General features: G+C 72.7%; 25 protein-coding genes. 15 read left to right on the top strand and 10 right to left on the bottom strand.

Annotated features, from left to right (window positions below; translation table 11 throughout):
- Nucleotides 1-58 precede the first annotated feature (58 nt).
- Genes FHU36_RS03120 through FHU36_RS03090 form a run of 7 tightly spaced genes read left to right on the top strand, consistent with a single transcriptional unit; the run spans nt 59 to nt 5957 of the window.
- Complete coding sequence (locus tag FHU36_RS03120) at nt 59-826, top strand: metallophosphoesterase family protein (RefSeq protein WP_185082296.1); 768 nt, start codon at nt 59-61, stop codon at nt 824-826.
- Nucleotides 827-883: 57 nt separating this feature from the next.
- Entirely contained in the window at nt 884-1321 is a 438-nt protein-coding gene (locus FHU36_RS03115; RefSeq protein ID WP_185082295.1) for an SRPBCC family protein, read from the top strand.
- A gap of 1 nt (nt 1322) precedes the next feature.
- On the top strand, nt 1323-2525 hold the full coding sequence (locus FHU36_RS03110) for an ArsA family ATPase (RefSeq protein WP_185082294.1): 1203 nt from the start codon (nt 1323-1325) through the stop codon (nt 2523-2525).
- A gap of 34 nt (nt 2526-2559) precedes the next feature.
- A complete protein-coding gene (locus FHU36_RS03105) occupies nt 2560-3039 on the top strand; it encodes a DUF5304 family protein (protein WP_185082293.1) in 480 nt (159 codons plus the stop codon).
- A 12-nt stretch (nt 3040-3051) separates the two neighbouring features.
- A complete protein-coding gene (locus FHU36_RS03100) occupies nt 3052-3984 on the top strand; it encodes an ROK family glucokinase (RefSeq protein ID WP_185082292.1) in 933 nt (310 codons plus the stop codon).
- A gap of 18 nt (nt 3985-4002) precedes the next feature.
- Complete coding sequence (locus FHU36_RS03095; protein ID WP_185082291.1) at nt 4003-4782, top strand: endonuclease/exonuclease/phosphatase family protein; 780 nt, start codon at nt 4003-4005, stop codon at nt 4780-4782.
- A 38-nt stretch (nt 4783-4820) separates the two neighbouring features.
- Nucleotides 4821-5957 carry a hypothetical protein gene (locus FHU36_RS03090; RefSeq protein ID WP_246501932.1) on the top strand — a complete coding sequence of 379 codons (1137 nt, stop codon included), beginning with the start codon at nt 4821-4823 and terminating at the stop codon, nt 5955-5957.
- Nucleotides 5958-5961: 4 nt separating this feature from the next.
- On the opposite strand, the gene FHU36_RS03085 is transcribed toward FHU36_RS03090, so the two are convergent.
- Both FHU36_RS03085 and FHU36_RS03080 read right to left on the bottom strand, forming a co-directional pair.
- Nucleotides 5962-6417 carry a hypothetical protein gene (locus FHU36_RS03085; RefSeq protein WP_185082290.1) on the bottom strand — a complete coding sequence of 152 codons (456 nt, stop codon included), beginning with the start codon at nt 6415-6417 and terminating at the stop codon, nt 5962-5964.
- A 46-nt stretch (nt 6418-6463) separates the two neighbouring features.
- Entirely contained in the window at nt 6464-7222 is a 759-nt protein-coding gene (locus FHU36_RS03080) for an alpha/beta hydrolase (protein WP_185082289.1), read from the bottom strand.
- A 147-nt stretch (nt 7223-7369) separates the two neighbouring features.
- Here FHU36_RS03080 and FHU36_RS03075 point away from each other — a divergent pair, with 147 nt between their 5' ends.
- The gene (locus FHU36_RS03075) at nt 7370-8071 is read left to right on the top strand and encodes a lysophospholipid acyltransferase family protein (RefSeq protein WP_185082288.1); all 702 of its coding nucleotides are present in this window, start codon (nt 7370-7372) and stop codon (nt 8069-8071) included.
- A 93-nt stretch (nt 8072-8164) separates the two neighbouring features.
- Here FHU36_RS03075 and FHU36_RS03070 read toward each other — a convergent pair whose 3' ends face one another.
- Complete coding sequence (locus FHU36_RS03070) at nt 8165-8620, bottom strand: MarR family winged helix-turn-helix transcriptional regulator (RefSeq protein ID WP_185082287.1); 456 nt, start codon at nt 8618-8620, stop codon at nt 8165-8167.
- An 83-nt stretch (nt 8621-8703) separates the two neighbouring features.
- On the opposite strand from FHU36_RS03070, the gene FHU36_RS03065 reads away from it, so the two are divergent.
- A complete protein-coding gene (locus FHU36_RS03065; RefSeq protein WP_185082286.1) occupies nt 8704-9132 on the top strand; it encodes a DoxX family protein in 429 nt (142 codons plus the stop codon).
- 103 nt (nt 9133-9235) lie between these two features.
- Here FHU36_RS03065 and mmuM read toward each other — a convergent pair whose 3' ends face one another.
- The 3 genes from mmuM to FHU36_RS03050 all read right to left on the bottom strand — a co-directional run bounded on the left by mmuM (nt 9236) and on the right by FHU36_RS03050 (nt 13376).
- The gene (gene mmuM / locus FHU36_RS03060) at nt 9236-10102 is read right to left on the bottom strand and encodes a homocysteine S-methyltransferase (protein ID WP_185082285.1); all 867 of its coding nucleotides are present in this window, start codon (nt 10100-10102) and stop codon (nt 9236-9238) included.
- Nucleotides 10103-10224: 122 nt separating this feature from the next.
- Complete coding sequence (locus FHU36_RS03055) at nt 10225-12642, bottom strand: VIT domain-containing protein (RefSeq protein WP_185082284.1); 2418 nt, start codon at nt 12640-12642, stop codon at nt 10225-10227.
- The gene (locus tag FHU36_RS03050) at nt 12639-13376 is read right to left on the bottom strand and encodes a helix-turn-helix domain-containing protein (protein ID WP_185082283.1); all 738 of its coding nucleotides are present in this window, start codon (nt 13374-13376) and stop codon (nt 12639-12641) included. Before FHU36_RS03050 ends, FHU36_RS03055 begins: the two co-directional genes overlap by 4 nt.
- Before the next feature lie 103 nt (nt 13377-13479).
- Here FHU36_RS03050 and FHU36_RS03045 point away from each other — a divergent pair, with 103 nt between their 5' ends.
- Both FHU36_RS03045 and FHU36_RS03040 read left to right on the top strand, forming a co-directional pair.
- Nucleotides 13480-13947: a Dps family protein gene (locus FHU36_RS03045; protein WP_185082282.1), complete on the top strand. Its 468-nt coding sequence runs from the start codon at nt 13480-13482 to the stop codon at nt 13945-13947.
- A gap of 216 nt (nt 13948-14163) precedes the next feature.
- Nucleotides 14164-15198: an alkaline phosphatase PhoX gene (locus FHU36_RS03040; RefSeq protein WP_185082281.1), complete on the top strand. Its 1035-nt coding sequence runs from the start codon at nt 14164-14166 to the stop codon at nt 15196-15198.
- Between the two features lie 234 nt (nt 15199-15432).
- Here FHU36_RS03040 and FHU36_RS03035 read toward each other — a convergent pair whose 3' ends face one another.
- Nucleotides 15433-16257, bottom strand: a complete 825-nt coding sequence (locus FHU36_RS03035; RefSeq protein WP_312891412.1) for a bifunctional helix-turn-helix transcriptional regulator/GNAT family N-acetyltransferase — start codon at nt 16255-16257, stop codon at nt 15433-15435.
- Between the two features lie 118 nt (nt 16258-16375).
- Here FHU36_RS03035 and FHU36_RS03030 point away from each other — a divergent pair, with 118 nt between their 5' ends.
- Entirely contained in the window at nt 16376-17281 is a 906-nt protein-coding gene (locus tag FHU36_RS03030; RefSeq protein WP_185082279.1) for a lactonase family protein, read from the top strand.
- A 400-nt stretch (nt 17282-17681) separates the two neighbouring features.
- Nucleotides 17682-19217, top strand: coding sequence for a N,N-dimethylformamidase beta subunit family domain-containing protein (locus FHU36_RS03025; protein WP_185082278.1), 1536 nt, complete (start codon nt 17682-17684; stop codon nt 19215-19217).
- Between the two features lie 101 nt (nt 19218-19318).
- On the opposite strand, the gene FHU36_RS03020 is transcribed toward FHU36_RS03025, so the two are convergent.
- Together FHU36_RS03020 and tnpA are read right to left on the bottom strand one after the other, a co-directional pair.
- A complete protein-coding gene (locus FHU36_RS03020) occupies nt 19319-19996 on the bottom strand; it encodes an SDR family NAD(P)-dependent oxidoreductase (RefSeq protein WP_185082277.1) in 678 nt (225 codons plus the stop codon).
- Between the two features lie 409 nt (nt 19997-20405).
- On the bottom strand, nt 20406-20702 hold the full coding sequence (tnpA, locus tag FHU36_RS03015) for an IS200/IS605 family transposase (protein ID WP_185082276.1): 297 nt from the start codon (nt 20700-20702) through the stop codon (nt 20406-20408).
- Nucleotides 20703-20722: 20 nt separating this feature from the next.
- Here tnpA and FHU36_RS03010 point away from each other — a divergent pair, with 20 nt between their 5' ends.
- Both FHU36_RS03010 and FHU36_RS03005 read left to right on the top strand, forming a co-directional pair.
- Nucleotides 20723-22009: an RNA-guided endonuclease InsQ/TnpB family protein gene (locus FHU36_RS03010; protein ID WP_246501930.1), complete on the top strand. Its 1287-nt coding sequence runs from the start codon at nt 20723-20725 to the stop codon at nt 22007-22009.
- A 132-nt stretch (nt 22010-22141) separates the two neighbouring features.
- A complete protein-coding gene (locus FHU36_RS03005; protein ID WP_185082275.1) occupies nt 22142-23167 on the top strand; it encodes a 6-phosphofructokinase in 1026 nt (341 codons plus the stop codon).
- A gap of 351 nt (nt 23168-23518) precedes the next feature.
- On the opposite strand, the gene FHU36_RS03000 is transcribed toward FHU36_RS03005, so the two are convergent.
- Nucleotides 23519-24577 (bottom strand): MHYT domain-containing protein, encoded by a 1059-nt coding sequence (locus FHU36_RS03000; protein WP_246501928.1) that lies wholly within the window; start codon nt 24575-24577, stop codon nt 23519-23521.
- Between the last annotated feature and the right edge of the window lie 37 nt (nt 24578-24614).

Genomic DNA, 24614 nt, shown 5'->3' with positions numbered 1-24614 from the left:
CCAGGCGTTATCAAGGGCATTCCTCACGCTAGCAGCCGTCGTGCGTAGGATTCCCCGCATGAGGGTTCACGTCGTCAGCGATGTGCACGGCCGGGCCGACGCGCTGGCACGGGCGGGCGACGGGGCCGACGCGCTCGTGTGCCTGGGCGACCTGATCCTGTTCGTCGACTACGCCGACAACGCGCAGGGGATCTTCGCCGACCTGTTCGGCGCGGAGCAGGCGGCGCAGTTCGTCGCGTTGCGCACCGCCAAGCGGTTCGACGAGGCCAGGGCCATGTCGGCCCGGCTGTGGGCCACCCTCGGCGGCGACCCGCGCGAGCACATCGAGCGCGGCGTGCGGGCGCAGTACGAGCGGCTCTTCACCGCGATGCCGGAGCCCGCCTACCTCACTTACGGCAACGTGGACATCCCGCGCCTGTGGCCCGACTACGTGCGCCCCGGCCACCGGGTGCTCGACGGGGAGGTCGTGGAGATCGGCGGGTGGCGCTTCGGGTTCGTCGGCGGGGGGCTGCGGACCGACTACCGCACGCCGAACGAGATCGACGACGAGGAGTACGCCGCCAAGGTGGAGGCGCTGGGCGAGGTGGACGTGCTGTGCACGCACATCCCGCCCGCGGTGCCCGAGCTGCTGTACGACGTGGTCGCGCGGCGCCTGGAACGCGGCAGCGAGGCGACGCTGGAGGCGATCAGGCGGACCCAGCCCCGCTACGCGCTTTTCGGCCACGTGCACCAGCCGCTGTGCCGGCGCACCCGCGTCGGCCGCACGGAGTGCGTCAACGTCGGCCACTTCCGTGGCAGAGGCGTCCCCCACGTCCTCGAATGGTGACCGGGGCCGCGTTCAGCGGTCCGCCGCAAGTAGCGGGTTGTGCACTACGGTGGTCGCATGGCTGATCGCACCAGTTCGAGCATCACCATCGACGCCGACCGCGCGCGCGTGATGGCGGTCATCGCGGACTTCCCCGCCTATCCCGAATGGGCCGGGCAGGTCAAGAGCGCCGAGGTCCTCGGCACCGGGGCCGACGGCAGGCCGGAGACGGTGCGGTTCGTCCTCGACGCCGGCGTGATCAGCGACACCTACACCCTCGGCTACACCTGGCACGACGACGAGAGCGTCACCTGGCACGTGGTCGAGCAGGGCAAGATGGTCGCCGAGCTCGACGGCAGCTACCGGCTGGCCGAGACGGACGGCGGCACCGAGGTGACCTACGAGCTGGCCGTCGACGTCAAGGTCCCGATGATCGGCATGCTCAAGCGCAAGGCCGAGAAGGTCATCGTGGACACCGCGCTCAAGGGTCTCAAGAAGCGCGTCGAAGGACGCTGAGGTGAGCCCGCGGGTCCTGCTCTTCACCGGCAAGGGCGGCGTCGGCAAGACGACCGCCGCGGCGGCGACGGCGACGCTCGCCGCCCGCCGGGGCCTGAAGACGCTGGTCGTCTCCACCGACACCGCTCACTCGCTGGCCGACGCGCTGGCGGCCGCGCCGGGGGAGATCGCCCCCGGCCTGCACCTGCACCAGGTCGACACGCAGAAGTCGATGGAACACCACTGGGGCGAGCTGCGCGACTACGCCCGCGGCCTGCTGTCGGAGCTGGGCCTGGACGAGGTCACCTCCGAGGAGATCACGGTCCTGCCGGGCGCCGAGGAGATCATCGCCCTGCTGGAGCTGCGCGAGCACGCCCGCGCCGGCCGGTGGGACGTCATCGTGGTCGACTGCGCGCCCACCGCCGAGACCCTGCGGCTGCTGGCGCTGCCCGAGGCGCTCGACTGGCACATGAGCAGGCTCATGCCGATCGGCCGCCGGATCATGAAGCTCGCGTCGCCGTTCGTGCGGGGCGTCGCCCGTGTCAGCGCGCCCGGTGACGAGGTCATGGGCGCCGGCGAGCGGCTGCACCGCGGCCTGATGGAGGTGCGCGAGCTACTCACCGGCGACCGGGCGTCCGTGCGGCTCGTGCTCACCCCGGAGTCCGTGGTGCTCGCCGAGGCCAGGCGCACGCTCACCTCGCTCAACCTGTACGGCTACCGCGTCGACGCCGTCGTCGCCAACCGGGTCTTCCCGTCCGGCGGGGCCGACGAGTGGCGGGCCCAGTGGGTGGCCGCCCAGTCCCGCCTCCTGGCCGAGGCCGAGGAGTCCTTCGCGCCGCTGCCCGTCCACGTCGTCCCCTACCTGCCCGCCGAGCCCGTCGGCGAGGACGCCCTGGCCGCGGTCGGCGAGGCGCTGTACGGGACGGCCGACCCGTTCGCGCCGCCGTCGGTGCGGCCGCCGCTGCGGCTGTCGGCCGACGAACTGGCCCTCGACCTGCCCGGCGCCGACCGCGCCGACGTCGACCTGGCCCGCAAGGGCGACGAGCTGATCGTCACCGCGGGGCCCTACCGCCGCATCCTGGCGCTCCCGGTGGCGCTGGCCCGCCGCGACATCAGCGGGGCGGTGCTCCGCGACGGCGTGCTCCGGGTACGGTTCAGCTCAAGGGACGAACCCGGCACGACGCCCAACCCGGACGACCGAGGCGCGAGGTCGGCGGCGACGTGAGCACAGCGGGCGTCCCAGAGGCAGGGAGGGCCACATGAGCGAGACCCAAGACCGAAGAGACCCGGCGGCCGACCCGATCGGCACCGTGGCCGACGAGGCGCGCAAGCTGTTCGACGCCCTCCAGGGGCGTGCCACCCGCCACGTCGGCCGCACCGTGCTCAACTCGTTCACCGGCGGTGGTGGCGGAGGCAGCCGCGAGCGCGACGTGTGGGGCGAGGCGGTCGCCGAGCCCGAGGAGGAGTACATCTGCCGCGCCTGCCCGGTGTGCCGGGCCATCGCGGCGCAGCGCGAGTCGGGCAACGACGTGACCTCTCACCTGGTCGCGGCAGGCGGCGAGCTGTTCGCCGCGTTCCGCCAGACCATCGACGTGCTGAGCCGGCCCGCGCCCCGCGGGCCGCGCACCGAAGGCGGCGGGGACGGCGGCGAGTCGAGCGGCCCGCCCCGTGATGACGGCCCCGGCACCGGGCATGATCAGCACGGGCGCGACAGCGTGCAACACATCGACCTGGGATAGGGGACGAGGGCAATGCTCACGATCGGCGTGGACATCGGCGGGACGAAGGTCGGCGCGGGCGTGGTGGACGACGACGGCACGATCGTCGCCCAGCTCCTGAGGCCCACCCCCGCCGACCGGCCCGACCTGGTCGCCGAGACGGTCGCGGACGTGGTCCGTGAGCTCGCCGAGGGCAGGGAGATCGAGGCCGTCGGCGTCGGCGCGGCCGGGTTCGTCGACGAGACGCGCTCGGTCGTGCGGTTCGCGCCCAACCTCGCCTGGCGCGAGGAGCCCCTGCAGAAGAAGATCAGCGGGCTGGTCGGCCTGCCCGTCGTCGTCGAGAACGACGCCAACGCGATGGCCTGGGGCGAGACCAGGTTCGGGGCGGGGCGCGGGCAGTCCCACGTCGTCTGCATCACCATCGGCACCGGCATCGGCGGCGGCCTGGTCTTCGACGGCCGGCTGTTCCGCGGCCACTGGGGGATGGGCGCCGAGCTCGGCCACATGCAGGTCGTGCCCGGCGGCCGGCTGTGCGGGTGCGGCCAGCACGGCTGCTGGGAGCAGTACGCCAGCGGCAACGCGCTCGTCCTCGAAGCCCGGGAGATCGCCGCCGCCCACCCCGAGCGCGCCGAGATCCTGCTCGGCCTGGCCGGCGGCACGATCGAGGGCGAGGAGGTCACCGAGGCCGCGCGGCGGGGTGACGAGGCCGCGCTGCAGGCGTTCGCCACCCTCGCCGACTGGCTCGGCCAGGGCCTGGCCGACCTGGCCGCGATCCTCGACCCGGGGTGCTTCATCCTCGGCGGCGGGGTGTCGCGGGCCTCCGACCTCTTCCTCGACCGGGTCCGTGAGACGTTCGAGCAGCGGCTGACCGGCAGGGGCCACCGCCCGCTCGCCGACATCCGCCTGGCCGAGCTGGGCGCCTCCGCCGGTGTCGTGGGCGCCGCCGACCTCGCCAGGCATCGCTGACGGGAGTACGGTCCGTCCGTGACGGTCGTCAGGGTCGCCACCTACAACGTGCGGGGCATGAAGGACAGCGTGCCGGCGCTGGTGCGCGTCATCACCGCGCTGCGCGCCGACGTGCTCTGCCTTCAGGAGGCGCCCGGCCCGCTCCACCTCCGGGGCGGGCGCGCGGCGCTCGCGCGGGCGTGCGGCATGCGCGTCGCCGCCGCCGCGCGGCTGGGCGGTGTGGCCGTGCTGGCCGGGCCGCGCTGCCGGGTGCTGCACGCCGAGGGGCACGTGCTGCGGTTCTTCGCCGGACTGCAGGTGCGCGCCCTGGCGGTCGCCGTCGTGGAGGCGGGCGGGGCGCGGCTCGCCGTCGGCTCCGTCCACCTCGACCTGCACGGCGCCGCCCGGCTGCGGCACGCGAGCGAGATCATGGCCGTGATGAGGCGCGTGTCGGCGGCCCACGACGCGGCGGTCGTGCTCGGCGGCGACATCAACGAGCAGCCGCACCAGCCCACCTGGCGTTACCTCGCCGCGCAGCTCCTCGACTGCCACCCGGCCGCGGCGCGAGGCGGCCCGGTGCCCGCGCCGGCCGGCGCCCACCCCGCGGATTCGGGTGACGGGCACCCGGTGGGGGCGCCCGGCGACGGGCACACGTTCCCGGCGCGCAATCCGCGGATGCGCATCGACGCGCTGTTCGCCGGGCCCGGCACGCGCGTCGTATCATGCGTCGGCGCAGGTGGAGCCGGTGTGTCCGGCGACGACCCGGCCGCCGCGTCCGACCACCTTCCGGTGGTCGCCGAGCTGGGAGTCGGGGGCTGAGGTCGGGGAGACCGGACGCGACGCCGTAGCATTTGCTCATGACCCGTCGCTTTCAGCGGCGTGCGCTCTCCTTGATCCTGGCGACGTCCGTGGCCTGGTCGCAGGTCACGCCCGCCGCGCATGCCGATCCGCGCCCCGCCTCCGTGGAGGCGTGGGAGAAGTCGACGAGCGCGCGCCTCGTCGCCGACGGCTCGCTGTCCGACGTTCTCGCGCTCTCCGCGACAAACGTGTGGGCGGTCGGCCAGCAGCAGATCTGGGACGTGTGGAAGAACCGCGGCACGATCCGCCACTGGGACGGCACCCGCTGGGCCGAGGTCGCGATCCGCGACACCGCCGGCACGGTCAACCTGCGCGGCGTGGCCGCCGCCTCCGCCTCCGACGTGTGGGCCGTCGGCGACGGCGTCGACGGCCTGCCCTACCTCGCCCATGGCGACACCGGCGGGTTCTCCCGGGTGCGGGTCGAGGGCCTGTGGGCGGGTGACTGGCTCGGCGGCGTCGACGCCCGCACCGGCCGGGTGGTGGCCGTCGGCAGCGGCAAGAGCCGCGACCAGCGGAGCAACAAGATGGTCGGCCTCGTCGTCGTCGGCGAGGACGGCCGGTGGACGGTCCGCGACACCGACGCGGAGGGCGCCCTCTACGCGGTGGCCGAGGGGATCGCCGTCGGCGACACCGGCACCGGGCCGCTGATCGTGCACGAGTCGGGTGACACCTGGAAGGCCGTGCCGGTGCCCGACATCCCCGGCGGCTACCTGCGTGACGTGCAGGTCGACAACTCCAAGCGGGCCATGGCCGTCGGCGGGGTCTACCACGGTCCGGGCGACGTGGAGCCGCTGGTGCTGTCCTGGAACGGCAAGCGCTGGAAGCGGGAGAAGCTGCCCGCCACCGCCTCACGCCTGTACGGGGTGACCGGCGACGGCAAGGGCCGCTACTGGGCCGCCGGCTACGACCCGGCACAGCCCGTGGAGCCGTTCATGCTGCGCTACGAGAAGGGCGACTGGGAGATCATCCGGGGCGGCGCGGCCCGCGGCCGGGACAGCGTGCGGCTGCAGGCCGTCACCTATCTCCCGGGCAAGGGCGCGGTGTGGGCCGTCGGCCACGCCGTCGACACCGCCGAGCGCTACACCGACGTCGTCGAGTCCTTCGGGGCGGGCAGCCCGCCGCCGAAGGACTCCTAGCGGCTCAGAGCACGGCGCCGTCGTCCCAACCGGAGTCGCCGGGCGGGCCGTCGCCCATGCGCACCACCAGCGCCACGAAACCGCCGATGAACGCGGCCACGGCGGTGAACAGCGCCCAGCCCTCCATCTGCCAGTTGGCCATGGCCGCCACCAGCAGGTAGGCGGGACCGCCGAACAGCGCCACCCAGGCGACCTTGGTCACGAGGTCGAGTTTGGGCAGCGGGGGAGGGGGCGGGGGCTCGAAGTGGCCCTCGTCCTCGTCATCGCGGTCCGGCCGGGGCTCGTGGTCGTCGTCGTCGCGATCCACCTCCGCCGGTCTGACCACCCGCCGGGCCTGCTGCTCGGCCGGGACGTTCTCGCTGTCCGGCCATGGCTGGTCGGCCGAGTCGCGCTCGGCCGTGTCGTTGAAGGACGCGACGATCTGCCGCCAGACCTCGTCCTCGTCACTCTGGGGCGTCACCTAGATCGGCCTCTCCGCAGCGATCGCGACTTCCCCCTGGGTGCGATCAGTCCCTCTGCAAGGGTACCGAGGCATGTGTCCGGATGAAGTCGAGGCTTCCGGCAAAGATCCTGTCGGCATCGTTGTCCAGCGTCGCAACATGGTAGCTATCGGTGAGCTCCTCGATCGTGGCCTGCGGCACCCTCTGGCGAATGATCGCCACGCTTGTCGGTTTCACGACGTGGTCGTCGGCGCTGTGGAAGACCAGCAGCGGTTGCGCCACCTTCGCCAGGTCGGCCTGCACCAGCGACCACAGCCCGGGCAGGGTGGCGGCCGCCCGCACCGGGGTGCGCGCGTAGGCCAGCTCGATCGCCCCGGGTTTCTTCACGTCGCCTGCCACCCCGGGCACCGACGGCAGGAACCACTTGAGCAGCGGAGCGAGCTTCAGCAACGGCACGTCGTTCGCGATCGACGGGTTGACCAGCACCAGACCCCTGATCGCGGCGCCGTGCACCTCGGCCAGCCGCAGCGCGAGGCAGCCGCCCAGCGACAGCCCCGCCACGAACACCTCGGCGCACCGGCCGCGGAGGTCCTCGAAGGCCTTGTCCACCTCGGTGTACCAGTCCTCCCAGCGGGTGCGGTTCATCTCCTGCCAGGTCGTGCCGTGACCCGGCTGGCGCGGCAGCGAGACGCTCAGGCCGTGTCCGGCCAGGTACTCGCCCCACGGGCGCAGCGACTGTGGCGTGCCGGTGAACCCATGGCACAGCAGCACGCCGATCTGGCCTGCTTCGTGGTGGTAGGGTTCCGCACCTGGCATGAGCGGCATAACAGCGCCTCCTAGGAATTTCATCCCGGAATTGCCCGATCGTCGCACGATCGCAGGGCTTTGTGCGAGAGCTGGTGTAGGAGCATCGGGTCTGAGATGCGAAGATGACGTACGCTTGCCGACATAGCGCTGGGAAGAGGTGGCCGGGTGTTCTACTGGGTCGTCAAGGCCATCTTGGGGCCGCTCCTCCACGTCATCTTCCGGCCGTGGGCCGAAGGCGTGGACAACGTGCCCAAGCACGGTCCCGCGATTCTCGCCGGCAACCACCTGTCCTTCGCCGACCACTTCTTCGGCCCGCTGCACCTGCGCCGTAAGGTCATCTCCCTCGGCAAGTCCGACTACTTCACCGGCCGCGGGATCAAGGGCTTCTTCACGAGGCTGTTCTTCAGCGGGGTCGGCACCGTGCCGATCGACCGCTCCGGCGGCAAGGCCAGTGAGGCGGCCCTGCGCACCGGTCTGCGCATCCTGCGCGAGGGCCACGTGCTCGGCATCTACCCCGAGGGCACCCGCTCGCCCGACGGCCGCCTCTACAAGGGCAAGACCGGCGTCGCCCGGCTGGCGCTGGAGTCGCGCGCGCCCGTCATCCCCTGGGCCATGGTCAACACGTTCGAGATGATGCCGCCCGGGCGTCCCCTGCCCAGGCTCGGCATCCGGCCGGGCATCAGGTTCGGCAAGCCGCTCGACTTCTCGCGCTACTACGGCATGGAGGACGATCGCCTCGTGCTGCGCGCCGTCACGGACGAGATCATGTACGCGCTGATGGAGCTGTCGGAGCAGGAGTACGTGGACAAGTACGCCGCCAGCGCCAAGGTCGAGATGGAGCGGATGGCCCGCGCCGCCAACGACTGACCTGTCTCGCGCCGCCCAGGGCCGCGCGCCGGCGGCCCGCGCCGCCGGATGACCCGCCTGCGGCCCGCGCCGCGACGACCCGCCTGCGGCCCGTCAGGCGCGCAGCGCCTCCTCCGTCCTGCGCATGGCCGCTGTCACGACCTCCAGCTCGTCGCGGCTCAGCCGGTCGATCAGGTAGCGCCGCACGACCTCCAGGTGGCCCGGCGCGACCCGTTCCAGACAGCGCATCCCCTCCTCGGTGAGGACCGCCAGCACCCCCCTGTCGTCCGACGGGCACGTGGTGCGCTCGACCAGGCCCGCCTTCTCCAACTGGGTGATCTGATACGTCAGCGCGCTCTTGGACGCCACCACCCCCCTGGCCAGCTCTGTCATGCGCATCCGCCGGCCGGGGGCGCCGGACAGCCGCACGAGGATCTCGTACTGCGCGTGGGTCAGGCCCGCCGCCGTCTTGAGCTGCTCCTCGATGCGCCGTTCCAGCAGGTGAGAAGTGGACAGGAAGGCGCGCCAGGCCGCCATCTCCGTCTCGTCGAGCCACCGGGTGTGCGTCACGTCCCAAGTGTACTTGTTGTTCAGATTTGAACGACCGGCTAGAGTGGCGGTCGTTAAAAACTGAACGACCACAAGGAGACCACATGATCGCCCAGGCCCGTCCCGTCGCGCTGCTGATCGCCCGCGTGGCCATCGGCGTGATCTTCCTCGTGCACGGCTACCAGAAGTTCGCCACCATGGGCATCTCGGGCACGACCAAGTTCTTCGAGTCGGTCGGCATCCCGCTCGCCGGCCTCGCCGCTCCGGCGGTCGCGCTGCTGGAGGTCGTCGGCGGGCTCGCGCTGATCGCCGGCGCGGCGCTGCCGATCGCCGGCACGCTGCTGGCGCTCAACATGGTGGGCGCGATCGTGTTCGTGCACCTGGCCAACGGGTTCGCCGCGGACAAGGGTGGCTACGAGTTCGTGCTGGCGCTCGCCGCCGGTGCGCTGGCCGTGGGCTTCACCGGGGGCGGCGCCCTCTCCGTCGACGGAGCCCTGCAGCGCCGCAAGACCCCGGCCACCACCTTGGCCTGACCGCGCCGGGTCCGTCCCGAGCGGGCGAGAACTCGCCGGCCGCGCGAACGGGGATGCGTGGACGGCACCTCCGCGGCGACGCGTGCCGGCCGGGCAGCGGGGCTCAGGCCAGGTGGGCCCGGATCTGCTTGACGTGGTCGGGCGTGGTGCGGCAGCAGCCGCCGATCAGCGAGGCGCCCGCCCGCTCCCACTCCTTGGCCGCCTGCCCGTACTCGGCCGGATCGGCCAGCCCCAGCCACCGGCGACGCCCGGCGTCCCACGTCTCGCCCGAGTTGGGGTAGACGACGACGGGCAGCCCGCCGGAGAGGGCGGCGAGCAGGGACGGGACGTGCCGTGGCGCGGTGCAGTTGACGCCCACGGCCACCACCTGCGCGTCGCTCGCGAACAGCGCGGCGGCCTCGCGGATCGGCGTGCCGTCGTTGAGGTGCTCCCCGTCGCGGCAGGAGAAGCTCACCCACGCCTTGACCGAGGGCGTCTCGCGCAGCAACCGGCCCAGCGCCCGCGCCTCCGGGTAGGAGGGGATCGTCTCGCAGGCCAGCAGGTCGGCGCCGGAGGAGGCGAGGATCTCCCAGCGGGGCCGGTGCCAGGCCAGCAGACCCTCCTCGTCGAGGTCGTAGTCGCCGGTGTACTCGGCACCGTTGGCCAGGTAGGCGCCGTACGGGCCGACCGAGGCGGCCACCAGCCCGCCGCCCGCCTCGTCCCGTGCCTGCGCGGCCAGCTCGACCGAACGCCTGATGAGGCGCTCGGCCTGCGCCACGTCCAGCCCACGCCGGACGAACCCGGGCAGGGACGCCTGGTAGCTGGCGGTCGTGGCCACCTGGGCCCCGGCCGCGAAGTAGTCGGCGTGGACGCGGCGGATCAGGTCGGGGTCCTCCAGCAGGAGCCGTGCGGACCACAGCTCGTCGCTCAGATCGGCGCCGAGCGCTTCGAGATGGGTGGCCAGGCCGCCGTCCAGGACAAGAGTGCTCACGGCCCCAGACTATGGGCCCCACCCCACAGCTACGACCCACCTGCCCGGCCCGGATGACACAGCGAGCGGTGCGACCAGCCGGCCCCTTCCCGCCCCGGCCGGGACGGGAAGGGGCCGGTGGTTCAGCCGCGCTTCCAGAAGGGGCGGCGCTGCTCCGGGGCCGGGCCGCCGCCGGTGAGCGCGGTCAGGACCTCGACGGCGCGCCCGCGCAGCGCCTCCAGGTCCGTGCCCGGCTGCTCGGCGGTCTCCAGCGCTCGGGCCAGGTCGGACAGCTCGGCGTGACCGCCCAGGTACGCCGACAGCGCAGCCAGCCGGGAGCCCAGGTCGGCGAGGAAGAGCGGGTCGGCCGCCCGCGGCGCCTTCAGCCGGTCGAGCTCCGCCACGAGCTGGGGCCGGATGGCCTCCAGGCCGTGCGGCGACCGGCGGGCGGGAGCCGGCATGGGCCTGCCGAACGTCCGCCCCCGCTGCGTCCAGCCCCCGGCACCGCCGGGACCCGCACCGCCCGGCGCACCGGCGGGGGCGGCGGGCGTGCTTTGGGGGCCGCTCGCGAAGGGAGTCTCGTCGAGCGCGGACTCGAAGGCGGGGGCCGCCGCGGCCCGGAACGCGCGTGGTGCCGACATCACCGCCGCCTGCCCCATGAAGCCCGGCATCGCCGGGGGCGGCGACGGCATCTCCCACCCGCTCGGCGGCTCGACCGGCTGGATGACCCGGTGCTCCGGCCCGCCCTCGGCGACCTGGCTGGTGTCCACCGCCACGTACGCCGTGAACCGGCACAGCACTCCGTACTCCAGCGAGACCCGGACGATCTCCGCCTCCAGTTCCCGCTCGCCCATCGCGTAACGGTCCTCCAGCTCGCGCAGGTGCGCACGCGCCCATACGGCGCGGATCGCCGGGTTGTCCACGACCGTCGCGGCGACCTGCTCCTCCCACGGAGCCCCCGCCGCCAGCCCGCGCACCGTCACCGTGCCTGTCTCCGTGCCTGTCACTGTGCCTGTCCCCGTGCCTGTCCCTGTGCCGGTCGCCGTCTCGGCCCCGGTGTCGGCGCCCCGGAGGCGGCCGTACACCCGCAACGGCACCCCCGGGAAGATCGAGCCCAGGTGGGTGAGCGTGCCCCGCTCCACGTCGAGGCCCTTGAGCGACAGGTCCGTCACCAGGGGCGCGCCGATGCGGCGGTGGATCTGGTCCATGGCCGCGTCCAGCCGGTCCTCCGACTCCACCAGCTCGCACCGCCCGGCGCCCAGCCCGGCCAGGCGCCCCAGGAACCCGGCGTTCACCGCCCGGTCGATGCCGACCGCGTGGACCCGCATGGCCGACAGCGCGCCGCCCGCCTGCTCCAGGATCTGGTCCTCGTTGGCCACCTGGCCGTCGGTGACGAGCACCACGATCCGCTCGCGGTCCCCGGAACCGGCGCCGCCCAGCAGCGACACCGCCTGGCGCAGCGGCTCCAGCAGCTCGGTGCCGCCCCGGGCGTCCACCCGGGCTAGGTGTTCGACGGCCCGGTAGCGGTTGCGGTCGGACGCCTCCACCATCCCCTCGAACGCCTGCTCCACTACCGAGTCGAACGTCAGCACCGCGAACCGGTCGTCCGAGGCGAGCGTGTCGACGATGCGGGCCGCGGCGCGGCGGGCGGCGACCATCTTCCAGCCGCCCATGCTGCCCGACCGGTCCAGCAGGAGCACCAGGTCGCGCGGCGTGCGCGCCTCACGCACCGGCGGCGGCATGACGGTCAGCGCGAACGTGCCCGCCCTGTCGAGCTGCAACGCCGTGGACGCCTCGAACGCCAGCCGCAGGATGAAGTCGCGGTCGAGCCGCTCACCGGGACGCAGCCGTACGGTGTCGCCCTCCTCCTCGACCACGTGCAGGCTGGACGCCAGCTCGCGCAGGTCGAGCCCGGCCGCGTCGATCCGTGCCGACAGCGACAGGCGCACCGGGTCGGGGAAGCCGGGCAGCAGCACCGGCGGCGCGATCCGCGACGCGTCGGGCACCGCGTCCGTGTCGGGCGCGACGCCGTCGCCCGCCGGCGGCCCGTCGAGGGGGACGCCCGGCACGTAGCGGGGGGCGACGACCAGCGGGAAGCGGAACGTCGCGGCCCCGTCCTCGTACGGCAGCGGCTGACTCAGGGACAGCCGGACCGTGACGCGCTCGCCGGGCAGGATGTTGCCCACCCTGATGGTGAACACGTCCGGCCGGTCCTCCTCGGCGATCGCCGCCCGCCGGCCCTCGCGCAGCGCCTGGTCGTAGTCGGCCCTGGCCTGGCCGCGCTCCTTGAGCACGCCCTCGACCACCCGGCCGCCCGCCTCCATCCGGAACGCCGTGACCGCCGCGCGGTCGGGCAGCGGGAAGACGTAGGTGGCCTCCAGCGTGACGTCGAACGGGTTGCGGAAGCCCTGCGTGACCTCCACCCCGGCGATGAGCCCGGAGACGGAGGCGGCCACGTCCACGCTCTCGAGCGGCAGGTTGCCCCGCTCGGTCCGCAGTGCGCCGAATCCGGCGTCCGGAACCGGCAGGCACCGAGCCGGCTCGAGTGAAGTGATCTTCATGCGAGATTCCTCTCTTCGAGCACCGCCAGCAGCGGCTCCGCCGCGGCCAGCACCGCATGGACGTCGTCTGGAGTGGGGGTACGGCCCGCGCGGTCGAGCACGAGCGTCACGCCGGGCGCGATCCGCACGCCCGTGACCGGGCCGGGCGGGGTCCCGGCCACCGGACCGCCCGTGGCCGGGCCCTCGCCCGCCGTCACCGTCTCACCCGCCGCACGGTCTGTCGCCGCACGGTCTCCTGCCGCGCTGTCTCGCACCGGACGGTCAGGTGCCGTACGGTCCGCGCCGGTGAGGTGATCGAGCGGAGCGCGCGCCCAGAAGCGTGCCTGCTCCGGTGCCGCTTCACCGTCGCCGCGGCCCGCGGTCTCGCGGCCCCCAGCGTCGCCACCGGAACCGCCGCCACCGGAACCGTCGCGGCCGGAACCGTCGAGCGTTTCGGCGAACGCCTCCAGCATCGTGTCGGTGGCACCCGCGAGGGCCGCCTGGATGTCCGCGATCGAGTGGCCCGTGGCCTGCAGGCGCTTGACCGCCACGAGCTGCAGCAGGTGCCGCCTGCCGTACCGGGCGATCCTGCCGCGTCTGGACAGCGGCGGGTCCACCAGGCCGATCGTCGTATACCACCTGATCAGGCGCTCGCCCGGCACGTCGCGCACCCGGCCGTTGCCGCGCTGGGCGTCGGTGCGCAGCAGGCCGGCCGCGCGCTCCGCCAGCTCGCCGATGGTCCAGGTCTCGCTCATACCCTCACAGTGACACTGTCACTATTGCAGTGTCAACAGAGGATTAAAGCACCCGATTTCGCTCATAAGAGATGAGATGTCGTACAACGGGGAGGAAAACATCATGGGTACGATCACCGGTCCGCTCTCGGGCGACGCGAAGAACACGGTCGCCGAGGCCCTGCAGGGCGCCCTGGTCGATCTCATCGATCTGTCGCTGGTCGCGAAGCAGATGCACTGGAACATCGTCGGCCACAACTTCCGGCCGATCCATCTCCAACTGGACGAGCTCGTCTCGCTCGCCCGGGAGCACGCCGACACCATCGCCGAACGGGCGGCGGCGCTCGGCATCAACCCCGACGGCCGCTCCGCCACGCTCGGCCGCTCCACCAAGATCGCCCAGCCTGAAAGCGGGTGGATCGAGGACGGCAAGGTCGTGGCGACCATGACCGACATCCTCGAGGGAGTCGGCCGGCGGATGCGCGAGCGGATCGAGGCCACGGAGGAGCCGGACAAGTCCACCCAGGACCTGTTCGTCCGCATCGCCCAGGACATCGACAAGGAGCGCTGGATGTTCCAGGCCCAGCGCTGACCCCGCCCGAGCCCGGGAGCCCCGGGGGCCCCGGGCTCCCGCATGCCCGGGATGTCCGTGGGGGAACGCGTGACCGGACGCCCAGGGGGAAGTGTCGCGGAATGGGGGATTGCGGGTGTCTGGTGGTCCCGGGTTCGCGCGGTGTTCGACGTTCCGGATCCCTCCCATTCACGTCGGTGCGGTCGACTAGCGTGGCACCAGAGGGAGGCGCCTGACATGTCCCACAAGACTCTCCTCCGCGCGGGCCCGCTGTGGCAGGGGGCGGTGGGCCCGTACGGCCCGCTGGAGCCGGCGGGCTCCGACGGCCTGGCCCTGCCCGCGGGCTTCGCCGGCCGGGTGGTGGCGCGCTCCGGCCACAAGGTGGCCGGGTTGACCTGGCACGCCGCACCCGACGGCGGCGCGTGCTTCCCCGACGGCGCGGGCTGGATCTACGTCTCCAACTCCGAGCTGCCGTTGCTCGGCGGGGCCTCCGCGCTCAGGTTCGGCGCCGACGGCTCGGTCGCCGACGCCTACCGCATCCTGTCCGGCACCGACCTCAACCGCGCGGGCGGCGCGACGCCGTGGCACACCTGGCTGTCGTGCGAGCTGGGCCATCGTGGGCGCGTCTTCGAGTGCGACCCGTACGGCCGGCGGGCCGCCCGCCCCCGGCTGGCCATGGGCCGCTTCCGGCACGAGGCGGCCGCCTGCGACCCCGACCGGCAGGTCGTCTACCTGACCGAGGGCGAGGCCGACGGCTGCTTCTACCGGTTCCGGCCAGGTGACTGGGGCGACCTGACCGAGGGCGTCCTGGAGGTGCTGTGCGAGTCCGGCCGCTGGCGCCCGGTGCCCTCGCCCGCCGCGCTGCTGCACGCCGCCCGCCACCAGGTCGACGACGCCCGCCACTTCGACGGCGGCGAGGGCTGCCACTTCGCCGACGGCGTCTGCTACTTCACCACCAAGGGCGACAGCGGCCTGTGGGCCTACGACGCGCAGACCTCCACCCTCGAACGGGTCTGCGACGGGGTGCGCGCCATCACCGCGAGCCCGTCCGGCGACCTGTACGTGGCCAGGGACGCGATGCGGATCGACGTCATCACGCCCGACCGGACGATCACGCCCTTCCTGGCCCTCGACGGTCACGACCGGTCGGCGCTCAAGGGACCGGCGTTCTCGCCCGACGGGAGCCGGCTCTACTTCTCCTCGCAGCTCGGCACGGCCGGCGACCCCTCCGACGGCCACACCTTCGAGGTCGCGGGCCCCTTCCGTCCGTGACCCGCCCCCGGCTCGGGTGAGATGACGCAGCAGCAGGGTCTTGAGCTCGGCCACCAGTTCGGCGGGGCCGTTCGGCGGGGCGGTCCGGCGGGGCGGTGGAGACCAGCGGCATGACGGCTTTGGCCGTGGCCACCGTCATCGTGCCCTGGGTGAGCGCCCGCGCCGGGTCCAGGTCCGGCGAGCGCCGCCGGAGCAACTGGTGGCCCCGCCATCAGGGGACGGGCCGCGCGGCCGTCACAGGTCGAGCGTCCACATCTCGTCGATCACCTCGATTCCGTTCTCCGTCCCCTTCTCCCCGGACTCCAGCGCGAACCCGGCGCCCGCGTAGATGCGCCGCGCGCTCACCAGGCAGTCGCGGGTCCACAACGTGATCCGCCGATGGCCGGTGTCCTTCGCGTGGCGCACGCACTCCTCGACGAGCCGCCGTCCCAGGCCCAGTCCTCGGGCGGACGGCTCGACCAGCAGCAGCCGCAGCTTCGCCGTGACGCCGTCGCCGTGCTCGCAGAACACGCTGCCGACCCGCTCGCCGCCCGCCTCCGCGATCCAGCCCCGGTCGCGCGACAGGTCCAGCCCGCCCACGATCCTGCACACGAGTTGCTCGAACTCCGTGCCCCAGCCGTAGTCGCGGTTGTAGAGCTCGGCGTGCCGGTAGGCGACCCAGGCGAGGTCACCGGTGCGCGGCGCCCGGATCACGTACGGCTCCGGCCGCCCGGGCTCGCCCAGGGCCTGCCTGATGGCGGCCATCCCGGCCACCAGCCGCTCCTGCCCGCCCTCGCCCAGCCCGGCGAGCAGCCGCTCGACCTGCTCGGCCGAGCGGGCGTCCAGCGCGCGGAACACGGTCACACCCGCCTCGCTCAGCCGTACCACCTGCTTGCGCGCGTCGGCGGCCGAGCGCTCGCGGACGATGAGGCCGTCCGCCTCGAACCGGGTGAGGATCCTGCTGAGGTAGCCCGCGTCCAGGTCGAGCAGGCCGCGCAGTTCGCCCGTCTCCATCGGCTCGGCGTGCGCCAGCTCGAACAGCACCCTCGCCTCCGTCAGCGAGTAGGGCGAGTCGTGCACGCCTGCCTGGAGAACCCCGATGACCTTCGTATAGAACCGGTTGAACGCTCTGATCTCAGAGACCCTTGCTTTGGTCAATGAATTCATTGCTTTAGTCAACCATGAGAGGACCGATGCTGTGAACCTCTACATCGGCGGGTACGGCCCGGGCATCGTCACGCCCGGCGGCGAGCTGACCCGTCTCGCCTCCCCGTCGTTCCTGGCCGCCCACCCCACGCTCCCGGTGCTGTACGCCGTCGGGGAGCTGGCCCGCGGCTGGCTCACGGCGCTGTCCATCGCCGAGGGCGGGCTGCGGCCGCTCGCCGAGCGCTCCAGCGAGGGTCACAGCCCCTGCCACGTGGCCGTGCACCCGTCGGGCGAGCTGCTCGCCGTGGCCAACTACGGTGACGGCACGGCCAGCGTGCACCACCTCGACCCGCGAGGGGCCTTCACCGGCGAGCCGATCGTGCTGCGCCACGAGGGGACGGGTCCGGTCGCCGACCGCCAGGAGTGCTCGCACGCGCACCAGGCCGTCTTCCACGAGGACGTGCTGCACGTCACCGACCTCGGCACCGACGAGATCCGCCGCTACGCGCTCGACGGCACGCCGCTCGAACCGATCACCCTGCCGCCGGGCACCGGGCCGCGCCACATGGTCGTCGACGACTCGCGCCTGTACGTGGTGGGCGAGCTGGACGGCGCCGTGCACGTCCTGGAGGGTGACGACCGCACCGCCTCGGCCCCCGCCTCGCGAGCCGATGGCCCCAACCAGCCCTCCCACCTCGACCTCGCCGGCGGGCTGCTGTACGTGGGCAACCGGGGGCCCGACACCGTCTCGGTGCTGCGGGCCGACGACCTCACGCACGTGGCCGAGGTCCCCTCGGGCGGCCGGTGGCCGCGCCACTTCGCGATCGGTGGCGAGTTCATGTATGTGGCCAACCAGCACTCGGGGACGGTCGCCGTGTTCGCGCTGGAGGCGGGGGTGCCGGCCCCGACCGGACAGGCGTACGAGGTGGAGAGCCCGGCCTGCGTCCTCATCCGGTAGGGGCGGGACGGTCCGGCGCGAGCCGGGCGGTCATGGTCCGGTAAGGCGGGGCAACGCCGGTTCGGTGCGATGGGCGGTTGTGGTCCGGTAAGGCGGGGCAACGCCGGTTCGGTGCGATGGGCGGTTGTGGTCCGGTAAGGCGGGGCAACGCCGGTTCGGTGCGATGGGCGGTTGTGGTCCGGTAAGGCGGGGCAACGCCGGTTCGGTGCGATGGGCGGTTGTGGTCCGGTAAGGCGGGGCAACGCCGGTTCGGTGCGATGGGCGGTTGTGGTCCGGTAGGGCCGGGCAACGCCGGTTCGGTGCGCGGGGCGGTCGTGGTCCGGTAAGGGTGGGCAAGGGGCGCGTCAGGTGTGGGCCAAGCGGGCGCGCCGGGCGGGCGCGGTCGTCTTCGATGGGCCCCGTGCGCAAGCCCATCGCCGCCCTCGCCCTGCTCGCCCTCGGCTGCGGCGCCGCCGCACCCCACGCGGTCGCCGCACCCCACGCGGTCGCGTCGCCCTGGGCGGCCCCGTGGCCCCGGGAGGCCGTCGCGCCAGTTGGAGCGGTCGGCGCCCGAGCGGCCGCGTCACCCCCGGCGGCGGCGTCACCTCGGGCGGAGGCCACGCCCGTCGGACGGCCCGGCCCCCGAGCGGCCGCTTCCGGTGCGGCGGTTCCGGTACGCGAGCCAGGGGCGCGGGCGTCGTGGCGGATCACCCGCCTCGGCGCCGAGCACGAGATCGAGGGCTACGCCGACCGCGTCAGCGTGCTGCCGGGCGAGCGGTTCCGGCTGCTGGTCTCCACGACCGCGCCCGCGTTCACCGCGCGCGCCTTCCGGATGGGTGCGCGGCCCACGCAGGTGTGGCGCTCCGGCCCGCTGCCCGGGGTGCGGCAGCCGCCCGCGCAGCTGGTCGAGGACATGGTGACCGCCGCCCACTGGAAGCCCTCCGTCACGGTCGACACCACCGGCTGGCCCGAGGGCGCCTACCTGGTGCGGCTGGACGCCTCGACCGGGGCCCAGCGGTACGTCCCCGTCACCGTCCGCTCGGCCTCGACCCGTGGCCGGGTGGTGCTGGTCAACGCCGTCACCACCTGGCAGGCGTACAACGGCTGGGGTGGGCGGAGCCTCTACCAGGGGCCCGGCGGGTTCGCCGGCCGGTCACGCAAGATCACCTTCGACCGCCCGTACGACGGGACGGGTGCCCGGCACTTCCTGGCCTTCGAGCGCGACGCCATCGCGGTGGCCGAGCGCAGCGGCGTGCCGCTGGCGTACCTGACGAGCCTCGACCTGCGGCCCGGCGCGCTGGACGGGGCCCGCGCCGTCGTGTCGCCGGGCCACGACGAGTACTACTCGCCCGGCATGCGGGCGGCGCTGACCCGTGCCCGGGACCGCGGCGTGAATCTGGCCTTCCTCGGCGCCGGCGCCGTCTTCTGGCGGATCGCCCTGTACGGCCGGATGATCATGTGTGACAAGGAGAACCGGTGCCTGCCCTGGCAGGCGTCCGAGCCGGAGAGCGCGCTGGTCGGGCAGGGATTCGACTGCTATCCGGCCGAGGCCGCCTACATGGTGCGCAGGCCCGGACACTGGATCTTCGAGGGCACGCGCGGCAGGCGCTTCCCGGGGTTGGCGGGCGTCGAGACCGACCGGGTGTCACCGCGATCGCCGTCGGCCGTCCAGGTGCTTGCCCGCTCGCCCGTCGACTGCGGAGGCCGGGCGAGCGAGGGCACCACCACGTACTACACCGCGCCAAGCGGGGCCGGAGTGTTCGCCGCGGGGACGACGCGCTGGGTGTGCGGGATGCGCGGCCGGCGGTGCGGTCACGGAGTCACCGGAGCCGCCGCCGCCTTCACCCGCCGCGCCACCCGCAACCTGCTCACCCGCTTCGCCCAGGGCCCCGCCGTCCGTCACGGGCTCGGGCGATCTCCCGCTCGGCCGCCTGCCCGGTCACGCCCAGCCTCTTGAGCGCGGCGGCGGGGTCCGGGAGCCGCGGGGCCGCCGCGTCGCCGCTCTCGCCAGCGCGAGCACGGCCGGCAACACGTGCTCGGTGCCGACGGGCAAGAGGCTCAGCGCGGCGACGGCAGTACGGACAGCTCGCAGGCGTAGGCGTCCGCCGGCGCGCTCAGCACCCAGACGATCATCGCCGCCAGCGTCCGCGGCTGGATGCACGCCCCGGGATCGTACGGGCGCCCGAAGGCGCTCCTGACCTCACCCAGCAGGTCGGTCGCCGTCGCTGCGGGATAGACCGTGGTGACGCGTATCCCCTGGGCAGCCTCCTCCTCACGCAGTGAATCGGCCAACTCCCGCAGCGCCGCCTTGCTGGCGACGAACGCCGACCAGCGGGGGACACCGGTCATTCCGGGGGAGGCGTTGACGAAGATCACATGGCCCTTGGACCGCCGCAACGCGGGCAGTGTCAGCCGCACCAGCTCGGCGGCGGAGGCCACGTTCACGGCCATCGTCCGCCGCCACGTCTCGGGGCCGGCCTCGGCGACGGCTTCGACGGGCGAGATTCCCGCGCAGTGCACCAGCGCCTGCACATCCCCAAGATCCCCCGCATCCTCCAGTGCCCTCACGGCGGTGGCCAGCGTCCCTGGTTCGGCCAGATCCGCCTCGATCCCCCGCACGCTCAGCCGCCCGACGTCACGCCCCACGGCAATCACCCGATGCCCGGCCGCAACGAGCGCGCTGACCAGCGCCGTTCCGATCCCCCCGGTCGCGCCGGTCACCAGCACGTTTCCCATGACGACTCCCTTTTCCCGGGCGCAGCACCTGATCGTCGCTCCCGGGGAAGCGGCACACGACATCGTGTGCCTCTGCCCCTACCTGGCTCCGCGCCCCTGCCTGTCCGCCGAACCCGCTGATCGATCATGGTGACAGTAGCCTCAAGCAGCTCTTCGCCGGTGACGGTCGGCCCTGGCAACAGCCGCTGGGGGAGGGGTGCCGAGGTCCTGGACGCGATGGATGTGGGTGACACTCAACTCAGGGAGCCACATGACGGCAGGGGCGCGATTCGCCTGCCGTACCGGCGTTCGGCTCGCTACCGGATTCGTCTGTAGTGCTCCGGCCTTCGGGCCGGGGGTGAAGCGGACTCTCCCGCGGAGCGGGGCAGGAACAGTCGATTCGCCGCCAGGCGGACCGGGGTCACCACGGTCAGACCGGCCGGTTCTGCTGCTCGATGTACTGGCGCACGATCGAGAGCGGTGCGCCGCCGACGCTCCCGGCGAAGTACGAGCCCGACCATAGCTTGCTGGCCCGGTAGTAGTGGGCGGCCAGCTCGGGAAACTCCTGGCGCATCCGCCGCGAGGAGACGCCTTTGAGGCTGTTGACCAGTTTCGACAGGGCGACCGTGGGCGGGAAGTTGACCAGGAGGAACTTCGTCACAACCAGATGGGCGTGAAGCAGGAGAACACAGTGTCTGCCGGTCCTGATATCGCTGTATTCGGCCATAACCCAATTCAGGATCAGGCATGATGGCGGTCATGGGCGGGCAGGAGGTGGTCAAGCGGCGGCGTGGGCACAAAACCCGCCTGGACCTGTCCCGCGCCCAGTCCACGCTGCTGGACGAGCAGGCGTCCGCCGCGATCACCGTGTGGAACTGCCTGCACGCCTACTGGACGCATTTCCCCGGTCGGCGCCCGAGCCTGGCCCAGGCCGATCAGGCGATCCGCCAAGCACGCGCCGACTTGCCGTTCCTGGCTGCGCTCCCCGCTCAGGCCGCCCAGGCGGTTCTGAAGACCTACCGCCAAGCGTGGGAGAACTTCTTCAACCCTGACCACCCCGCCGAGCGGCCAACGTTCAAATCGACGAAACGGGCACGACTGGCGGTTGACGTGCCGCAGGTCCGGAACATGCGGATCTGCCGCCTGTCGGCCGGGTGGGGCGCGGCCACCATCCCGATGATCGGAAGGATCACGTTCCGGTGGACCAAGGACCTTCCCGGCATCGGGAAGAACTCTCCCACCGGGAGGATCACGGGGGCACGACTGGTCAAGGAGGCCAACGGCTGGCACCTGGTGTTCCGCACCGAAACTCAGGTCACGGCCCCCGCTCCGCACCCGGGCCCGAGCGTGGGAATCGACCGGGGTGTCAACGTCGCCCTGGCCCTGTCGGACGGCACTACACGTGAACACGGCCCCTGGCTCACCAGCGGCGAACGGGAGCGTTTGCGCCGCCTGGAGAAGACCAGCGCCCGCCAACGCGCGACCCGGCCGAAGAAGACCCGCCCTTCCCACCGGGAAAGCCACACCTACGACCAGATCGCGGGACTGCGCGCGAAAGCCAAGCGCCGGGCCACCGACTGGCAGCATCAGATCACCACGCACCTCGCCGATGCCTTCGGCATGATCGCGGTGGAAGACCTGAAGATCACCAACATGCTCGCCTCTGCGAAAGGCACCATCGAAGCACCCGGCAGGAACGTCGCTCAGAAAGCCGGATTGAACCGGGCGATCGCCGGACAGGCCTGGGGCCGGACCGTCACCCTGTTGGAGTACAAGACCCGCGATCGGGGTGGTCAGGTGGTGAGGGTTCCCGCGCCTGGCACGTCACAGACCTGCCATCGGTGCGGGCACCGCGACCCGGCAGCCCGTGCCGGGACCGTGTTCGCGTGCACCAGCCCCACGTGCGGGTGGGTCGGCCACGCCGACATCAACGCTGCCATCAACATCGGCAACGCCGCTGGACCAGCGGTGTCAGGACGTGGAGACCTCGGGACTGCCCGGTCTGCGAAGCGTCAACCCCCACGCGCCGCGTAAGTGGTGCGATGGGAAGAATCCCCGGCCTTCAGACCGGGGAGGAGGTCAAGCTCACGATTTGGTCTAGACCACTCGCCTGCCGGGCGGGCACAATGCGATTCTGGTCCTGAAGCTCATCGGGAGGAACCCGTCATGCGTATTGGAGTGCTGACCGGGGGCGGCGACTGCCCCGGTCTCAACGCCGTGATCAGGGCTGTCGTGCGGAAGGGAGTCGGCGTCTACGGTCACGAGTTCGTCGGTTTCCGCGACGGGTGGCGAGGGCCGCTCGAAGGCGACACCATGCCGCTCGACATCCAGGCCGTACGGGGCATCCTGCCGCGCGGCGGCACGATCCTCGGCTCGTCGCGCACCAACCCCATGAAGATCGACGGTGGTGTCGAAAGGATCAAGGAGAACCTCGCGGCCACCGGCGTCGACGCCCTGATCGCCATCGGCGGCGAGGACACCCTGGGCGTCGCCAAGCAGCTCTACGACCGTGGTGTCCATGTGGTGGGCGTGCCCAAGACCATCGACAACGACCTGTCGGGCACCGACTACACCTTCGGCTTCGACACGGCCGTCAACATCGCCGTGGAGGCCATCGACCGGCTCCACACGACCGCCGAGTCCCACCACCGGGCGCTGATCTGCGAGGTCATGGGCCGGCACGCCGGATGGATCGCGCTGCACGCCGGCATGGCGGGCGGGGCCAACGTCATCCTCATCCCGGAGAAGCCGTTCGACATCGACCGCGTCTGCGAGTACGTCGAGTCACGCTTCCGCACCCGCTACTCGCCGATCATCGTGGTCGCCGAGGGCGCCCACCCGATCGAGGGCCAGATGGCGCTCCAGGCGGGCGAGCTCGACGCGTTCGGCCACGTCCGGCTCGGCGGCATCGGCGAGGTGCTGGCCAGGGAGATCGAGAAGCGCACCGGCAAGGAGGCCCGCACCACCGTGCTCGGCCACATCCAGCGCGGCGGCACGCCCTCCGCGTACGACAGGGTGCTCGCCACCAGGTTCGGCCTGCAGGCGATCGACGCCGCGCACGAGGGCGACTTCGGCACGATGGTGGCGCTGCGCGGCACCGACATCGTCCGCGTCGGCCTGGGCGAGGCGACGGCCGAGCTCAAGACCGTGCCCGACTCCCGCTACGCCGAGGCGGAGGTCTTCTTCGGCTGAGTGAAAGCGGCTTGCAAGCGGCGGGCCGTACGTTCTGTCCAGCGGGGTCACCGCCACGACCTCGTCCGACGGGTACGGCCCGCACCGCGCAGAGTCGGCGGCCCACCACGCGCCGCGAGCCGCACCCAGGACGTGGTCAGAACACAGGGGCGTGCCGGAGAACCCCATCTCCGGCACGCCCCTGTCGTATGCCCGTGGACGGCGAGCCCGCCGCGGCCGCGGCCCGTCACAGGACGGCGGTCACCGCCCTGGTCGTCAGCGCAGTCGTCGTCGGCGCAGTCGTCGGCGCAGTTGTCAGCGCGGTCGTCAGTGCGATCGTCGGTTGCAGTTGTCGTGCGGTCGTCGGCACGGTCATCGGCCGCGCCGCGACCTGCCGCCCCGCGACTGGCCCGGAAGCCGGTCCTGCGCCGTGGCGGCCTCCGGCGGGTAGGGCGGCTGCCGGCCGTTCGCACCCGGATACGGCTGCTGCGCGCCAGGGTGCTGTGCGGCGGGGTGCTGCGCCGCCTGGTGCGCGGCGTGGTGCGCGCCGGGGACCGGCGCCGCGAAGACCGGCTGCTGGGCGGGCCGCCGCTCGGCGGGCGCGGCGAACGACGACTGCGCCACCGGCGTCGCGGTGATCGGCTGCGCGGAGGTGCGGCGGCGCCGCTCCAGCCGGGCCACCAGCTGGGCGTCCTCGTGCAGTTCCTCCTCCGACGGCGACAGGATGACCATCAGCAGCATGGTCAGCGTGATGAGGCTGATCACGGTCATCAGGGGCACCAGGAAGTCCAGCGCGTCGGCGCCCGCCACGACGCCCGCCTCGTGGTCGACCGTGACCTCCATCGCGAACATGCCCGTGTAGTGCATGCCGGCGACGGCCACGCCCATGACGAGGGCGGCGAGGGTGATCCAGATCGGGCGCTTGACCCGCAGGGTGAACCAGAGGGCGGTGGTGGCGGCGACCACGGCGATGACCACGGAGGCGGCCACGATCGTGCGGTCGTAGGAGACGTGCGCCGACATGTTCATCGCGTACATGCCGAGGTAGTGCATGCTCGCCACGCCGAGGCCGGTCAGCAGGCCGCCGCCGAGCAGCGCGAGCAGGCGGCCGCCGCCGTAGGAGACCAGGAACAGGCCGGTGCCGACCACCACGACGGCCACCAGCGCGGACACGGCCGTCAGCGGGACGTCGTAGCGAATCTGGGTGCCTTCGACCTGGAAGCCCATCATGGCGATGAAGTGCATGACCCAGATGCCGGTGCCGCCGATGGAGACGGCCGCGCCGAGCAGCCATCTCACCCGCGCGCCGCCCCGTGAGGCGTGGGCCTGAGCGGTCAGCCGCAGTCCGAGCATCGACCCCATGCACGACATCACGTACGCCAGCAGCGGCGTGATGAAGCCATGGGCGAAATGGGTAACAGCGGAGGACATGATTCAAGTTCCTTGCATTAGGGGTCTCCGGATTGTC

It is taken from the genome of Nonomuraea muscovyensis (assembly GCF_014207745.1).
Lineage (GTDB): Bacteria > Actinomycetota > Actinomycetes > Streptosporangiales > Streptosporangiaceae > Nonomuraea > Nonomuraea muscovyensis.
The sequence above is the reverse complement of the archived record's forward strand: the minus strand, read 5'-3'. Positions and strand labels throughout refer to the sequence as shown.